This is a genomic window from Pristimantibacillus sp. PTI5, assembly GCF_048572955.1.
GTDB lineage: Bacteria > Bacillota > Bacilli > Paenibacillales > Paenibacillaceae > Pristimantibacillus.
The window spans coordinates 1,571,196-1,586,023 of the sequence record NZ_CP183886.1; the positions used below are offsets into that span (position 1 = coordinate 1,571,196).

A 14,828-nucleotide genomic window follows, 5' to 3' on the forward strand; every position below is an offset into this window, starting at 1 on the left:
GTCATTCTACGTTCAATTCACGAAAAACCTTGATAAATCAACCATTTTTGCCGTGTGGAAAATGATGAAGAGGTGGAAATATATAAAATCCGCTCATGAAAGTTCATTCATTGAAAGCCAATTTTACGGCAAAAGAAAACCGCCTACTGTGTATAGGCGGTTAATCTAACTTTGCTTTTACAAAATCGCGGTTTATTCATAATCTTCAATTCGCCATTCATCTTTCCAGTCTAGATAAGCCATCTTGCCGTCAAATCGGAACGGCAGTCATACAAAACCCGCTTTAGTCGTATCAACGGGTTGGAAATTATCTCCGTTGTCCTCATTCAGATCCCCGGATGGATTAAAAATACGTTCAAATACGGCTGCAGCCTCTTCATAGGTCTTGGGATTTCCCGGCGTGTGTTCTGTAACCCAACGGTCTCCCAGCGCAATGTACAGATCCTTCTTTTGCGGATGCTTGAAGACCGAACAAATCTGCGAACCAAAGGAAGTATTGGAATCATCTCCGGCATGCGGATTTCCAAGCACCTCGAATGGACCATGATAAAGCTTGGAGCAAGCCACCTCGGAAGGATTCGGGAAATAGCCGGTTGTTCCGGAGGTAACGAGATAATGCAGCCCATGCGATTATAAATGATATGCGGCCGGTCCAGAAATAAGTCTTAGGCTTCCGAACGATAAGTAATCGAATAGCTTTTGTTTCGCTCGATCGTGATTTCATAGCAGTTCCCGCCAGTGGCCCGGGCCTCGGCATTGACGCATAGCGGAGGTTCAGCGCTTATGAGTGCAAGCACTCCTGTTCCAATCGTGCTTTCCACGCGAATGCTCGTAAAGTCCATCTCGATAGACACTTGACCCTCTCCCGCCGGCACCTTCCCCTTCATATACGTCAGACCGCCAAGATTCGGCGAGATCCGATAGGTCTCGTAACCCGGGGAAATTGGCGTGACCCCAAGGAAGTATTTTCCGAGCAGATAGATCGGACCCGCTCCCCAGGCGTGACACAAGCTTTTACCGAAGGGCATCCCGTACATGCCATAATGCGCATCGTCCGCCAACGACGGATCGTACTCTTCCCAAAAAGAGGTCGCTCCGAGCTCGATCATACCTCCCCAGTAGGAGAGCATTTCCCTTCGCACATAATCATGCTCCCCGCTTTCGCATAGTACCGCTAGTTCGTGAAACCGCATATACGGCGTCCGGATTTTCGGAACGTCGGAATTCAGCATCACCTTGCTTATGACGCTTGCGCGTTGTTCCGACGATAAGTAGCCATAAGTCATTGCGAACATGCTGGCATGTTTCGTGAGCGTGGGCCTCGTTTCTCCATCGACCCGATGATGCAGCAGACCACCCTTTTCCTCATCCCAAAACAGCCGAAGCGTGGTTGACTTGATCTCTTCCGCGAGCGCGCCATAGGAGGCGGAGGCCGCGTTGTCACCTATTAGCGAAGCGAACAGGCTCATTGCTTCCAGCCCGCGCGCGAGTAAAATCTGCTCCGTGCTGACGGCGCCCGTGTTCTGGAAATCCGCCCAATCCACGAACACCCAGTCCTGCGGCCTTCCTTCGACAAGACCCTCTTCGTTCAGCTGCTTCAGACAGAAGTCCATCAGACTCACCGCCCGGTCATAGTACTGCTGAATGAAAGCGAAATCGCCGGTGTAAAGATAATAGTCATAAAGTGAGATAAACCAGTAGAACGAATAGTCCAGAATGGTGTTGATGTGCATCGTGAGCGGATCCTTGCCCCTAAGCGCAACCAGCGTTCTTCGCGTCACATCAAGGTCGAAGAAGCTGTAATAATTCATCAGGAACGCCTGGTAAGCGTCACCCGACCAGACCCATCGGTCCCGCTTGATCCCGTCAAGGAAGAACTCTCGCGTGTTCAAATGCAGCGTATAGAGAGAGATCCTGTAAATCTCGTTAAGCTTTGGATCCGAGCATTCGAACGAGCTGCGGTAAGTCACCGGCACATATTCGTACAGCATCGATACGCTGTCCCAGCGCACGTCAGGATCGGACTGGATCCATACATACCGAAAGGCTTTGCCGTCCTCAAGTGTGTAAATGCCTTCTTCTTCCCGTTCTTTCGCATCATGGGCATCAAACCGATCAAGCGTGACGCATTCATCCGGCGAGAGCGCTTCCGCAATGGACTCCCCATAGTACACTCTCACTGTTCCAGAGCCCGTCAAGTTGTGAAACCGAAGATACCCGAACGATTCCCGGCCAAAGTCAAGTAACGGATAGCCGTCCCGCAGCTCCTCGGATACCGGTTCCTGCGGAGTAAGCGACAGGCGGAAGTGCGACGGGGGGTTATCCGGCGAATCGAACGTCCAATTTCCAACCGCCACCCACTCATTCTGATAGGAGGTAACTTCCCAAGACGAGTCGGTCCGAATGTTGGGACCCTCGATGAACAGGGCCGGCGCCTCCATATCATGGTAGACGCTTATGTTAATCTCATGGCGCCCGGCCGGCAGCGTAATGGAGTAATCGGCCGAGCGATAGTTGTCCCTCCCGTCGATATAAAGGGAGAATGTCCCTTCCGCATGAATTGTAATTTGCTCCTCCTCCGGCAAATCGTATATATAGCGGAACTTAATGTTGGAATAGTGCCGGTCAAGGCGCCAATAGGCAGGGTACATGACTCCTCGCGCAGTGCGCTTAACCGACATTTTTTCGTGCAAACGGATTTCGAAATCACCGGGATACCAGATCCAGGTTGCCGCTTGTTTCTTCGTAGTCTGCTTCATGTATGGATAACCCCTTTCGCTTTTATAAGGTTGATTGTATAATAAGCGGGCAGAAGACAGAACAGGGAGAAGTGACAAAAACCATGGACAAAAGTGACCAGGAACAGAGTGTTCTATCTAAAAAGGCTTCCAAGGCGCCTATTCATCATTCCGCGGTCGCAGAGCATTTTCAGGGGGATTTTCCGCTGTTCATCAATCGCTGGGAAGAAGGCTTCGAGCTGAGGGAGCATGATCACGCTTATCTTGAAATCGTCTATGTTATGTCAGGAGAAGGCTACCATTATGTCGGTGAACAAATCGAGAGGACGACCAAGGGGTGTCTGTATATTTTGCCGGTTGGCACCTCGCATATCTTGCGTCCAAGCGGAGCGTCGGCCAAAAGCAAACTTCTCGTGTACAACATCTGCATCCTACCTGAATTCATAAATGAGCTTAAAAACTGGCTGTCCCCTTACGGCAATGGCGGCGAGGCATTATCCGTGTTCGATCGTCCCCCCGGGACTCATATCGCGCTTGTCGACAAAAGCCTGGAGTTCGGACAATGGTTTGACCAGTTGCATCGTGAATTTAATGAAAAGCAATTGGGATTTGAGGCAAACATGTTCGCGGGGATTATGCAGTTGACAGTACGCGTAGCCCGGCTTTTGAAACAGAATGCATCTACCGGCAACTCCGCTCATGCTGCCAGGTCGAGGCGCTCAGAGATAACGGCAGTTTTAGAGTATATCAACTCGCATGTGACCGATCGATTGACCGTGGAGCAGCTAGCTGTAGAAGCCGGTTTAAGCCGCCGGCATTTCATTAGGTTGTTTCGATTGTCGGCGGGGATGGGGTTTTCGGACTATGTACAGCTGAGAAGAGTAGAATACTCCTGCCGGCTGTTGCTGGAAACAGACCATAAAATTGCATATATTGCAAAAAACACGGGCTATCGGGATACGACGCATTTCCGCGAAGTGTTTCGCAAAATAATGGGCACAAGTCCGCACAGTTACCGGAGAAGCAATAGAAATTAAATGTTCCGCGCTCACTTCACAATGGATTGGTGGTGAATCAATGAACGAAAAAATTATGGTAATTGAAGATGAAAGAAAAATTGCGGATGCCATTGCCTATGCCTTAAGAAGAGAAGGCTATACCGTCGAGGTTGTTGATCATGGCGCAGCAGCTATGGAAAGGTTATATGCGTTTCGTCCAGATGCCATCATTTTGGATGTGATGCTTCCCGGCATGGATGGCTATGACATTCTAAAGAAGCTTCAGGATAAAGGGCGCATTGGCGTGATCATGTTGACTGCCAAAGAGGATATTGTCAACAAAATTTTAGGACTTGAGCTTGGAGCAGACGACTATATCACAAAGCCTTTTGATATGCGGGAGCTGCTTGCGCGTTTAAAGTCATTACTAAGAAGAATGCAGGCTGCAGGAGAAAAGCGAGAGCTTGACGAGATCAAGTTGGGTGAAATCGTGCTGCATGTAAGCAAACGAACGGCTTTGGCAGGCGATAAGAAGCTGGACTTTACACCTAAAGAATACGATCTATTGGCTCTACTGGTATCCAGCCCCGACAGGGTTTATACAAGGGAACAGCTTTTGGATTTGGTCTGGGGAATGGATTATATAGGCGGAACGCGTACTGTGGATATTCATGTACAAAGGGTGAGAAAAAAGCTGGGACCGGCTATCAGCGAAATGATACAAACCGTTCACGGTATCGGTTATAAAGCCTTGGGAGGTTACGGTGAGAATCAGCATAAAAATTAAATTCAGTATTTTTTTGGCTGCCCTATTGCTTCTTACTGTATTTGTTTTAAGCTTGCTGGTGCTGGAAGGCATTAAAAAAAATCAGCAGATCGAGGTTGAGCAGTATTTGTCCCAGCAAGCGACAACTGCAAACGTATATTTTATCCAGACCCTTATGGGCGAGTCTAATAAGGCGACTCAAACTTTTCTGGCATCGAAAGGCAAGGAATTTGCAGGGCAATTGGAATTAATTAGCGGGCAATCGGTCGTGTTGTATGATCAGCAAGGAGCAATCGTTAATAAAAACAGATCATATATTACATCCGATAGCATTAAAAAAACGTTAGCTTTTGCGCTAAAGAATAAAACAGCCTATTTGACGGCAAAAGATTCGTTATATTACATGACTCCCTTAAGAACAGGCAATGAGCAAGTGGGCGTTGTACAGTTCAATTACTCCCTGTCAAAGAACCTTGCCTTTTACAATCAGATCAAGCAATTGTTTATCTATATAGGAACGGGTGTATTTTTACTCAGCTTTATTCTGGCTTACTTTTATTTTAATTCGTTTGCCAGTGGAATCATCAGACTTAACGAAACGGTGGACAGGATTCGGGAAGGATATTTTGAGACTGACACGCTCACGCGTAAGGATGAAATCGGTGAACTAAGCGAGGGTATTCGCCTTATGAGCGAGCAAATTACGAAAACGATGCGGGATAAGGATCTTGAACGAGAAAAATTAACACTGGCGGTCCATAAATTATCCCTGCTTGATCAGCAGCAAAAGCAGTTTATTGGCAATGTCACCCACGAATTTAAAACGCCGTTAACTTCCATCAAAGCCTATATCGATCTGCTCGAAATGTATCCGGATGATGAGAAGCTGATGGAAACAGCAATCATAAATATCCAAAGTGAAACGCAAAGGCTTTATGAAATGGTTGAAAAGGTTTTACAGTTGGCTTCTCTGGAAAAATATGATTTTGAATTTAGCAAGGAAAAGGTCGATGTACGGCAGGCTATCCAATTGGTGCTGAACAGCCTGAAAGGTAAAATGGATAAGTTTGGCATACAACTGGAAACAGATTTAACTGAAGCTTATGTGGAAGCTGACAAAGACTGTATGACCATTGTGCTTGTCAATCTCATGGATAATGCCATTAAATATAACAAAGCAAGAGGCCATATTTTTGTGAAAAATGAATGGAAGAATGGTCAGGTGATCATTGAAATTGCCGATACAGGCATTGGCATCCCGGAAGATCTGGTGCACAAGATTTTTGAACCTTTCTACACCGTTGATAAAAACAGAGCCCGGGAAAACGGCGGCGCAGGACTTGGACTTTCTCTTGCTAGAAAGTATGCGGAATCCCAAGGAGGCTCTCTAGCTCTTGTGAGCACAGATTTGGAAGGAACCGTATTCAGAGTCTCCTTTCCAACTTATGGGCCAACGGAAACGAGAAAATAATTAACATTTTCGATGCTTTTGTTTACATGTTGGAAACATTCGTTTGTATTTTCGGAACAATTTCTTGATATTGTAGGTATCGAGGAGGCGATCATGATGAAGAAAACAAAAATGATAATTATGGGGTTAGCTATAGCGCTGCTTGCATTCACTACAGCCTGCAGTTCAGAAGAGGATGCTGACAGGGTGATCATCAAAGAGCCCGGGGAAACGATAACGGTCATTGATGATGCCGGCAAGGAAGCTGGCGAGCCTGGTGTATCCGTGGAAAAAATAGAGCGTTATGATAATGTCGAGATTTCGGACTGGCTGGATGAAGAAACTGTCATCGTTTCAAAAGAAAACACGTCGCTAGACAAAATGAAGCTGGAAGAATTGTCCGATTCCTATCCTAAAAGCTTGTATGTGTACAATCTAAATACCAAACAATACGAGCTGCTAAAAGAACAGGATAATGTGTTTTTGGGAGGTGCGGCCTTATCTCCTGATAAAAAGCATTTGCTGTATCATGAATTCGATTTAGGCGATCCTGTCTATCATGTGTTGAACCTGGATACGTTGGATTCATTCGGGATCATTGGCAATCCTATTGGGGGAGCCGTCAGTGCCAAATGGGCTGATAAAGAAACGATTATTGGCGCAGCTTACAGCGGGGGCGCCTATACGGCAAGCACAACAGGGAACATCGCTCCACTCGCCGGTTTAAATGAGGAAGCTTTGTTTATCGTTGAAAGAATGAAGGATAAGGTTTATTACAATACCAATTCAAATGAGTCCTTGATGGTGCTGAACCTGGCTACCAAGGAAAAGACAAGTTTGAATTTTGACCATGTATACGGGGTAGTCCCCTCGCCGGATGGGAATCAACTACTGGTTTTGCAATCAAACGGCTCCAAAAATGTTATGATTCTTTGCGACGCAAATGGAGGAAATCAAAAAACGATTGCAGAAGGCACGGAGCTTGGCGGGGTATCATGGTCGCTGGATCAGCGGATGATTGCATATAGCCAGAAGGCCGATGTAAACGGAATATCCGTCAAAGGGCTTTATCTCTACGATATGTTATCCGGCAAGTCCACCCAGTTAGCGGTAGATGTCGAAAATGCAGCGACCTCTTGGAGCCCTTCCGGCAAAGCGCTGGTATATACGGAATGGAATGGCAGCCAATATAACAGCAGTATTGTCCATTTAAAGTACTCGTTACAAAAATAAAAGTCTTTAAAACTGCTCTTTATATGTTCATCAATCGTTACCAGTTACGTTACTTCAATGAAGAAGCAGATTGCCGATGCAATCTGCTTCTTTCCAGTATCGTTACTCGTTAGTTTAATCAGACGATCATTTTTTTAAATGGTACGGTACAGTAGTGATAATCACATTTCTCCGATACAGCAAGTGTGCGCGAATCAGTAAACTGGATTGGTTGTGTAGAATGTTATGCCAACCTTTCTTTGGAATGAACTGTGGGATAACAACTGTAACTTGGTAATTTGATTCACTCGCCTTGCGTTGAACGGTATCAATAAATTTAGTCAGTGGCTGAATGATGCTTCTATAAGGAGAATGTAGAGTTACCAGTCTCACGTCAGGCTGCCACTTGCTCCATTTTTCTTCAAACGTCGCTTCATCTTCTCTTTCAAATGGAATGTGAACCGCAATGATCTGGTGGGCTGAGAGCGATTTGGCATAGTTTAACGAATTCTCAACCACATGTGTCATGCCTGCTACAGGAAGAATGATTATATTTCCCTCTATCGGAACAGTTGGCTCACAAGTTGTAGTTCTTAATTGGTCGGCTACCGCTTCATAATGCTTTCTAATGCGATGAAAGGCATAAATGATTAGGGGTAAAAATACTAAGACCGGCCAAACCTGAACGAATTTGGTTAAGAAAAACATGATGGTGACGATAAAGCTAATAAGAGCCCCTGCTGCGTTAATGATCAGTTTTGAAATCCATCCTTTAGGTTTTTGACGAATCCATTTTAAGATCATGCCTGTCTGAGACAGGGTGAAAGGAATAAAAACACCGACAGCATAAAGCGGGATTAAATGTTCGGTTTGACCTTTAAACACAATAATTAAGATAATGGATAAAATGCCTAGCATAATAATGCCATTGGAATAACCTAGCCGATCGCCTCTAACCGTAAACATTCTTGGTATGAACTTATCATTAGCAAGATTTACGGCAAGCAAAGGAAAAGCTGAATATCCTGTGTTAGCGGCTAGGATAAGAATCAATGCGGTTGTTCCTTGAATGAAGAAGTACATAAAATTTCGCCCAAAGGTCTGTTCGGCGATTTGGGAAACTACGGTTACCTCGAGGTTAGGTATAATTCCGTAATAATAAGCTAAATATACGATTCCCGAAAATAACAAAGCCAGCAAAAGCCCCATCGCCGTTAAAGTTTTAGCGGCGTTATTGGGTGCAGGTTTTTTAAAGTTCGGGATGGCATTCGAAATGGCCTCGACTCCTGTTAAGGCAGAGCTGCCCGAAGCAAATGCTTTTAAGAGCAAAAATAAGCTTATACCTGCTACTGGTGTACCGATTGAAGTATGTAATTCGGGAGAAACATTACCGGTTATTATGTTGTATAGGCCTGCTCCTATTAGAATGAACAATGCCAAAACAAACAAATAGACCGGATAAGCTAAAATAGAAGCGGACTCGGTTACCCCCCGCAAGTTCAAGATGGTTATGAAAATGACAAATAGTACAGCTATGATTACCGTATGTTCATGCAAGCTTGGAAAAGCGGAAGTTATGGCGTCCGTTCCAGCGGATACACTAACTGCCACGGTTAAAATATAATCAACCAACAAAGAACCTCCGGCTATTAACCCGGGGTACTTGCCTAGATTTTCTTTTGACACCACATATGCGCCTCCGCCATGCGGATATGCAAAGATGATTTGCCTATATGACAAAATAAGTGCTAATAACAAAATTAATACTCCAATTGCGATTGGTACCGAATACCAAAACGCTGCGGCACTCACTGTAATTAAAACGATCAATATTTGCTCAGGACCATATGCCACTGAAGATAACGCATCTGAAGAAAGAATGGCAAGAGCTTTCGTTTTATTAAGTTTCTGCTCGCCTAATTCATTTGATTTTAACGGTCGTCCGATTAAAAATCTTTTTAAAGAAAGCATTAGTTTCACTCCAAATTTTTTGTTTTTAAACTATCTGTACTTTAAATTACCCTAAAAATGAAATGAAACACACGATCCCATTGCTTTTTTTGGCAAACAAAAAACACAGGTAAGAACCTGTGTTTTAAACACATGTTACGACCCTCCCTTAATCAACGCTTACGAGGTTAGCTGTCGGATTCGGACGGTTAAGTCGCCCTACCTAATTGTAACGTGTACAGTCTACAATAGGATTCACCCCATAAGATGTATACCTGATGCTCAAGTATCTATCTTAATTGGTTCCCCCGTTTTCCTTTACGGAAATTAAGCGATAAGAATTGAAAACAATATTTATTTAGAATGCAAGTTGTATAATACGCTTCCTAACTAGTTTTGTAAAACATCCAATCGAACTGGGTTTCATCATTTATTATAAAAAGGATATCAAAAAAACGCTTACAACCCCTGTATACTTACCAAATCTCGTGTTATTACCATATTGCTTTCAAATTCATTATTTCGAGAAAACTCTCTGTCGCCCAGTCCAGTTCCCAGGATTATTAGAAACGAATAGTGAAACGTGTTACAGCAAAAAGAAGCACTCCCATCGATTATCAAGTGGGAGAGCTTCTTTGCTTTACTTATCCGGAACGTGATTCGCTACTATAAGCACATCCATGTGACGACCTGTTTGCAGCAGTTGGCGAACCATGTTACCCCACCGCAAGGACTGCCAAAACGTCCGATCAGATTGTCCGATGATCATCTGCGTCGCTTTCGTGCGGTTGGCAGCCGTAAGAAGGGTAGCGGCGATATGCGCTCTGCTTTCTGCTTTCGACATCTCGAATACTCCCCCAAGCCGTTCTGTTAAATGCAATAGAGCATCTTTCTTGGCCGTCATCTCTTCCGTCCACGGAGAGCCGTCTTGCACGTAATGAACATGCCATTCGGCCTTTAGCCGATAGGCTAGCCGGAAGCCGCGGCGGATGAGCCGTTCGGCGTTCGAGCGTATATCAATGCCTACGAATATAACCTCCCTCCTTCGCAGAGGCCCGCGTAATGACTGGTTGCGATCCCATGACTCCAACCGTTCATCAACATCATCCGCGATTTCCCGCAAAGCGAGCTCTCGCAGCGCAATTAAATTACCTGTCGTAAAGAAAGCGCCCAGCGCCTGGTCCACCTTTGCCATCGCGTATATTTTACCTTCGCGCATACGCTGCTGCAGCATTTGCGGTGTTACATCAATAAGCTCCACTTGATTAGCCAAACGTATGATGGCGTCCGGCACTGTTTCTCTAACGGTAACTCCGGTTATTTGCTTAACCGCGTCGTTCAAGCTTTCGATATGCTGCACATTCATCGTTGATATAACCGAAATGCCCTTTTCGAGCAAATGGATAACATCCTCGTAACGTTTCTTCCGCAAGCTCCCCGGCACGTTAGTATGGGCAAGCTCATCGACCAGCACAACGTCCGGATTACGGCGAATGATTGCTTCTACATCCATTTCCTTCAGCATTGTCCCGCGGTAATCGATCGTTTGCTGCTCGATGAGCGGTAGGTCCCCAATCTGCCTCTGCGTTTCATGCCGCCCATGCGTCTCAAGTAAACCAATCACGATATCGATGCCCTTGCGAAGCAGCGCGTTCGCTTCCGAAAGCATGGTGTACGTCTTCCCTACTCCGGGAGCCGCACCGATATAAATATGGAATGTTCCTCTTCGAATGGTTTCGATTTGCCTCTCCCGCTCCTCCGGGCTGAATCTGCGAAACAGCTCCCTCTCGGAATCTCTTCTTTGCTTGACCGGCATAATCCGTTCGCCCTCATGCTCTGCCCGATCCGCCATCAGAAACAAGTCCACCTGATTAAGCTTGCGCAGCACACCGTCGACAATCGATCCCTGCCACAGCTGCTCCCACCTGCTCTGCTTGGAATGGCCCATTACGATACGCGTCACGTGGTGCTCCTCTGAATACCGGACAAGTGCGGCAGGCAGCCTGCGGCGTTTAATCAGCGGAAGCTCCTCGAATTTCCCTTCCACCTTTTTAGTGAGTTTCTTAATCGATGTTCGGAAGGCTTGCTCTTCCTTAGATAAGCTCTTCTTCGGATTCACGAAGGAAACGACAACGATATCCCCGTTTAACCTTCTTGCGATTTGCTGACCTCGGCGCACATATAACGAGCCGTTCCAATGATATTGCGCTGTTACCAGAATTCGTTCTGATGCTCCCGATGGTCCGGTAAGCCCTAGCTCTTCACGGTGCTTCTCAAGCGAGTCGTTTACTCCCTCGGCAACGAGCCGAAGCGATAGCTCGCGCAGCACCGCTAAATTTCCTCGCATCGAAATAGCCGGATCTGGACGATCGCCAAGAATGCCGTCTTTGAACCGTTGCAGCATCGTCTCCGGAGATACATCGATAAGGCGGACCTCATCCGCCAGTTCGAGCGTATTGGCTGGCACCGTGCACCCTGCCCTTATGCCCGTCCATTTTAAAGCTGTCTCATCTGCTCCTTCGAGCTCGTATACATTAATCGTCGTGATGACGCTTATCCCTTTCTCTAATAGAAAGAGAACGTCCTCCAAGCGTGTTCCAAATCTCGCTTCCGTACGATTGCGATGAGCGAGTCCGTCAACCAGTACAACCTCCGGATTTCGTTCAATAAGCGCATCCAGATTTAAATCCTTCTGCTCTTGATTGTCCTTCCACCAATGGATGCTCGCTACTCTCTCAAGCTGTCCGACCTGTTCGAGAGTTTCAGGCCTTTGCAGCGTCGAAACGGCGCATATGACGACATCGATCCCATCCCGTTTCAACTGCGCTCCTTCCTTCAGCATGTGATAGGTTTTCCCCGAACCGCTAACGGCGCCTATTAATATTTTCAACCTTCCCCTATGAAGCTTGGAGATGGAAAGCAACAGTTCTTCCGGTGTTTTTCTGCGAAATGGAACCACGGCGGCTTCTCCTCCTAAATGCTTGAAGCCCACCCGTCATCGCGACGGGCGGGCATGCAAGCAGTGATAAAGTTAATTGCCCAGTTTTGCGGTTAACGCAAGATTCAGCTTAAGCACATTGACCCTTGCCTCGCCGAATACTCCCAAATCGCGGCCTTCGGTATGCGCCTTAACGAGCGTCTCGAGTTCATCTGGCGAAAGTCCGGTCAGCTTGCTGATTCGTGGTATTTGAACCGACGCTGATTTCGGCGTAATGTGCGGATCAAGGCCGGAGCCCGAATTCGTGATTAGCGCGATCGGAACCTGATCGATCGGAACCTCCGGATTGTTCGCTTTCCACTCTTCAATCGATGCTTTCGTCCGCTCGATCAAAGCAGGGTTGGACGGCGCAAAGTTATTGGAGCCTGAACCTGCTGCATTATGATCGATACTCGACACGCGGCCTTGGAAGAAGCTCGGATTCGTAAAGCTTTGCCCGATGAGCTCAAAACCCGTCACCTCGCCGCTGCTGTTCTTCAGCAAGCTTCCGTTTGCCTGATGCGGGAAGAGTAGCTGCGCTGCTCCCGTACTTGCTAACGGATATAGAATGCCGCAAATGATCATGAACACGATGCTGATGCGTAGGGAAACCGAAAGGATAGATAAGCCGTTACCAGAGCCTGATTTTGCTTGACTTTCCATATTTTATGCCTTCTTTCATTAATAATGAATTTAGATCCAAATGTGCACGATCAAGTCAATCAGCTTGATGCCGACGAAAGGAACAATGACGCCGCCGAGCCCGTAGATGAATACGTTACGGCTGAGCAGACGCGCCCCGCTCATTGGTGTGTACTTCACGCCTCTAACCGCTAGCGGAATGAGCAGTGGAATAATAATCGCATTGAAAATAAGCGCCGATAGCACAGCTGACAATGGAGAGCCCAAATTCATAATATTAAGCGCGCCTATCTCCGGAATAGCGAGCATGAACATAGCCGGAATGATTGCAAAATATTTGGCAATATCGTTGGCGATACTGAATGTTGTCAAGGCGCCTCTCGTCATAAGCAATTGCTTACCGATGGCTACAACTTCAATGATTTTGGAAGGGTCGGAGTCCAAATCGACCATATTCGCTGCTTCCTTAGCCGCGATCGTACCGCTGTTCATGGCAAGACCGACATCCGCTTGCGCAAGGGCAGGAGCATCATTCGTACCGTCGCCGGTCATGGCGACCATCTTGCCTTCCGCCTGCTCGCGGCGAATGACTGCGATTTTGTCTTCAGGCTTGCTCTCCGCTATGAAATCATCAACGCCCGCTTCCTTAGCAATCGTCGCAGCCGTTAACGGATTATCTCCCGTACACATGATCGTTTTGATGCCCATTTCGCGCAGCGTATCGAACCGTTCCTTCATCCCCGGCTTAACGGTATCCTTCAAATAAATAACGCCGAACATTTTATTGTCTACGGCCACGGCAAGCGGCGTTCCGCCTAATTTCGAAATCGTGTTCGATACCTGCTCTAGATCGGACGGAATTTCCCCGCCTTGTGCGGCTACCCATTTCTTAACCGCATCGACCGCTCCCTTACGTACGTGTCGGCCATCCTTCAGGTCGATGCCGCTCATCCGCGTCTCTGCCTTGAACTCTACAAACTCGCCGCCGCCCGCTATCGTTGCATCATAGCTCTTGCCTTGCTTCTTCATCCACTCGAGCACAGACCGGCCTTCGGGCGTCTCGTCCTTAATCGAGCTGATAGCTGCCCATTCCGACAGCTGATCGATGGAATTTCCTCCAATCGGAACAAGCTCGCTTGCCATCCGGTTGCCGAAGGTGATCGTTCCCGTTTTATCCAGGATCATCGTATTAATGTCCCCGGCCGCTTCGACCGCTTTACCCGACATTGCAAGCACGTTGAACTTCGTAACCCGGTCCATTCCCGCAATGCCGATTGCCGATAACAATCCGCCGATTGTTGTCGGAATAAGACAAACGAGCAATGCAATCAAGACCGGAACCTCTAGTTCAATATCGAGATAATTAGCAATTGGAGCCAATGTCACGACTACGATTAGGAAAATAATCGTCAAACTGGTCAGGAGCGTATTAAGCGCAATCTCATTCGGCGTTTTTTGCCGCTTCGCACCTTCTACTAATGCGATCATCCGGTCGATAAACGATTGTCCAGGCTCGCTCGTCATCCTCACTGTAATCCGGTCACTCTCGACTCTCGTTCCGCCAGTTACGGAGCTGAAGTCGCCGCCGGCTTCCTTAATAACCGGGGCTGACTCGCCCGTAATGGCCGACTCATCCACGGAAGCCAACCCTTCGATTACCTCTCCATCGCCTGGAATCATTTCGCCTTGGGACACGACAACGATATCGCCCTTGCGAAGCTCCGTCGATGAAATAACGGTAATCGAGTTGCCCATTAACTTATTAGCCGTCATTTCCTGCTTCGACTTCTTAAGTGAATCAGCCTGCGCTTTGCCACGGCCTTCCGCTATCGCTTCCGCGAAATTCGCGAACAATACCGTAAACAATAGGATAAAGAATACCGTTACATTAAAGCCAATGCGGTCTTGCGAGTCAAAATAATTCGGGAATAACGCCATCAGCAGCACGATGACCGTGCCGACCTCGACGACGAACATGACGGGATTTTTCATCATGGTAACCGGATTTAATTTAACAAAGCTGTCCATTATCGCACGCTTCACCGCAGCGGATGACAACGTTTTATTTTTCTCTTTTCTACTCATCATCGTTCAC

10 protein-coding genes and 1 riboswitch are annotated in these 14,828 nt (G+C 46.9%); of the genes, 4 read left to right on the forward strand and 6 right to left on the reverse strand.

The genetic code is table 11. From position 1 onward, the window contains the following. Positions 1 to 267: 267 nt before the first annotated feature. Together ACN6MW_RS07175 and ACN6MW_RS07180 are read right to left on the reverse strand one after the other, a co-directional pair. Entirely contained in the window at positions 268 to 567 is a 300-nt protein-coding gene (locus ACN6MW_RS07175) for a hypothetical protein (RefSeq protein WP_419874847.1), read from the reverse strand. Positions 568 to 665: 98 nt separating this feature from the next. Then, entirely contained in the window at positions 666 to 2,759 is a 2,094-nt protein-coding gene (locus tag ACN6MW_RS07180) for a trehalase family glycosidase (RefSeq protein ID WP_419874848.1), read from the reverse strand. Between the two features lie 83 nt (positions 2,760 to 2,842). Here ACN6MW_RS07180 and ACN6MW_RS07185 point away from each other — a divergent pair, with 83 nt between their 5' ends. From ACN6MW_RS07185 to ACN6MW_RS07200, 4 genes are all read left to right on the forward strand, one after another. After that, a complete protein-coding gene (locus ACN6MW_RS07185) occupies positions 2,843 to 3,775 on the forward strand; it encodes a helix-turn-helix domain-containing protein (protein WP_419874849.1) in 933 nt (310 codons plus the stop codon). Positions 3,776 to 3,815: 40 nt separating this feature from the next. Continuing rightward, entirely contained in the window at positions 3,816 to 4,523 is a 708-nt protein-coding gene (locus ACN6MW_RS07190) for a response regulator transcription factor (protein ID WP_419874850.1), read from the forward strand. A 25-nt stretch (positions 4,524 to 4,548) separates the two neighbouring features. Continuing rightward, the gene (locus tag ACN6MW_RS07195) at positions 4,549 to 5,973 is read left to right on the forward strand and encodes an ATP-binding protein (protein ID WP_419874851.1); all 1,425 of its coding nucleotides are present in this window, start codon (positions 4,549 to 4,551) and stop codon (positions 5,971 to 5,973) included. 93 nt (positions 5,974 to 6,066) lie between these two features. Then, positions 6,067 to 7,185, forward strand: coding sequence for a TolB family protein (locus ACN6MW_RS07200; RefSeq protein ID WP_419874852.1), 1,119 nt, complete (start codon positions 6,067 to 6,069; stop codon positions 7,183 to 7,185). Positions 7,186 to 7,311: 126 nt separating this feature from the next. Here ACN6MW_RS07200 and ACN6MW_RS07205 read toward each other — a convergent pair whose 3' ends face one another. From ACN6MW_RS07205 to kdpB, 4 genes are all read right to left on the reverse strand, one after another. Then, positions 7,312 to 9,135, reverse strand: a complete 1,824-nt coding sequence (locus ACN6MW_RS07205) for an APC family permease (RefSeq protein WP_419874853.1) — start codon at positions 9,133 to 9,135, stop codon at positions 7,312 to 7,314. 141 nt (positions 9,136 to 9,276) lie between these two features. Further along, a riboswitch (cyclic di-AMP (ydaO/yuaA leader) is annotated at positions 9,277 to 9,458 on the reverse strand. A 296-nt stretch (positions 9,459 to 9,754) separates the two neighbouring features. Further along, on the reverse strand, positions 9,755 to 12,073 hold the full coding sequence (locus ACN6MW_RS07210; protein ID WP_419874854.1) for a histidine kinase: 2,319 nt from the start codon (positions 12,071 to 12,073) through the stop codon (positions 9,755 to 9,757). A 72-nt stretch (positions 12,074 to 12,145) separates the two neighbouring features. Continuing rightward, positions 12,146 to 12,754: a potassium-transporting ATPase subunit KdpC gene (gene kdpC / locus ACN6MW_RS07215; RefSeq protein ID WP_419874855.1), complete on the reverse strand. Its 609-nt coding sequence runs from the start codon at positions 12,752 to 12,754 to the stop codon at positions 12,146 to 12,148. A 30-nt stretch (positions 12,755 to 12,784) separates the two neighbouring features. Next, a complete protein-coding gene (gene kdpB / locus ACN6MW_RS07220; RefSeq protein ID WP_419876290.1) occupies positions 12,785 to 14,818 on the reverse strand; it encodes a potassium-transporting ATPase subunit KdpB in 2,034 nt (677 codons plus the stop codon). Positions 14,819 to 14,828 lie beyond the last annotated feature (10 nt).

Bases quoted from the DNA above. Each gene is read 5' to 3' on its own strand.
- ACN6MW_RS07200 (WP_419874852.1), top strand. From the start codon at position 6,067: ATGATGAAGAAAACAAAAATGATAATTATGGGGTTAGCTATAGCGCTG.
- ACN6MW_RS07185 (WP_419874849.1), top strand. From the start codon at position 2,843: ATGGACAAAAGTGACCAGGAACAGAGTGTTCTATCTAAAAAGGCTTCC.
- ACN6MW_RS07180 (WP_419874848.1), bottom strand. From the start codon at position 2,759: ATGAAGCAGACTACGAAGAAACAAGCGGCAACCTGGATCTGGTATCCC.
- ACN6MW_RS07205 (WP_419874853.1), bottom strand. From the start codon at position 9,135: ATGCTTTCTTTAAAAAGATTTTTAATCGGACGACCGTTAAAATCAAAT.
- ACN6MW_RS07190 (WP_419874850.1), top strand. From the start codon at position 3,816: ATGAACGAAAAAATTATGGTAATTGAAGATGAAAGAAAAATTGCGGAT.
- kdpC (WP_419874855.1), bottom strand. From the start codon at position 12,754: ATGGAAAGTCAAGCAAAATCAGGCTCTGGTAACGGCTTATCTATCCTT.
- kdpB (WP_419876290.1), bottom strand. From the start codon at position 14,818: ATGAGTAGAAAAGAGAAAAATAAAACGTTGTCATCCGCTGCGGTGAAG.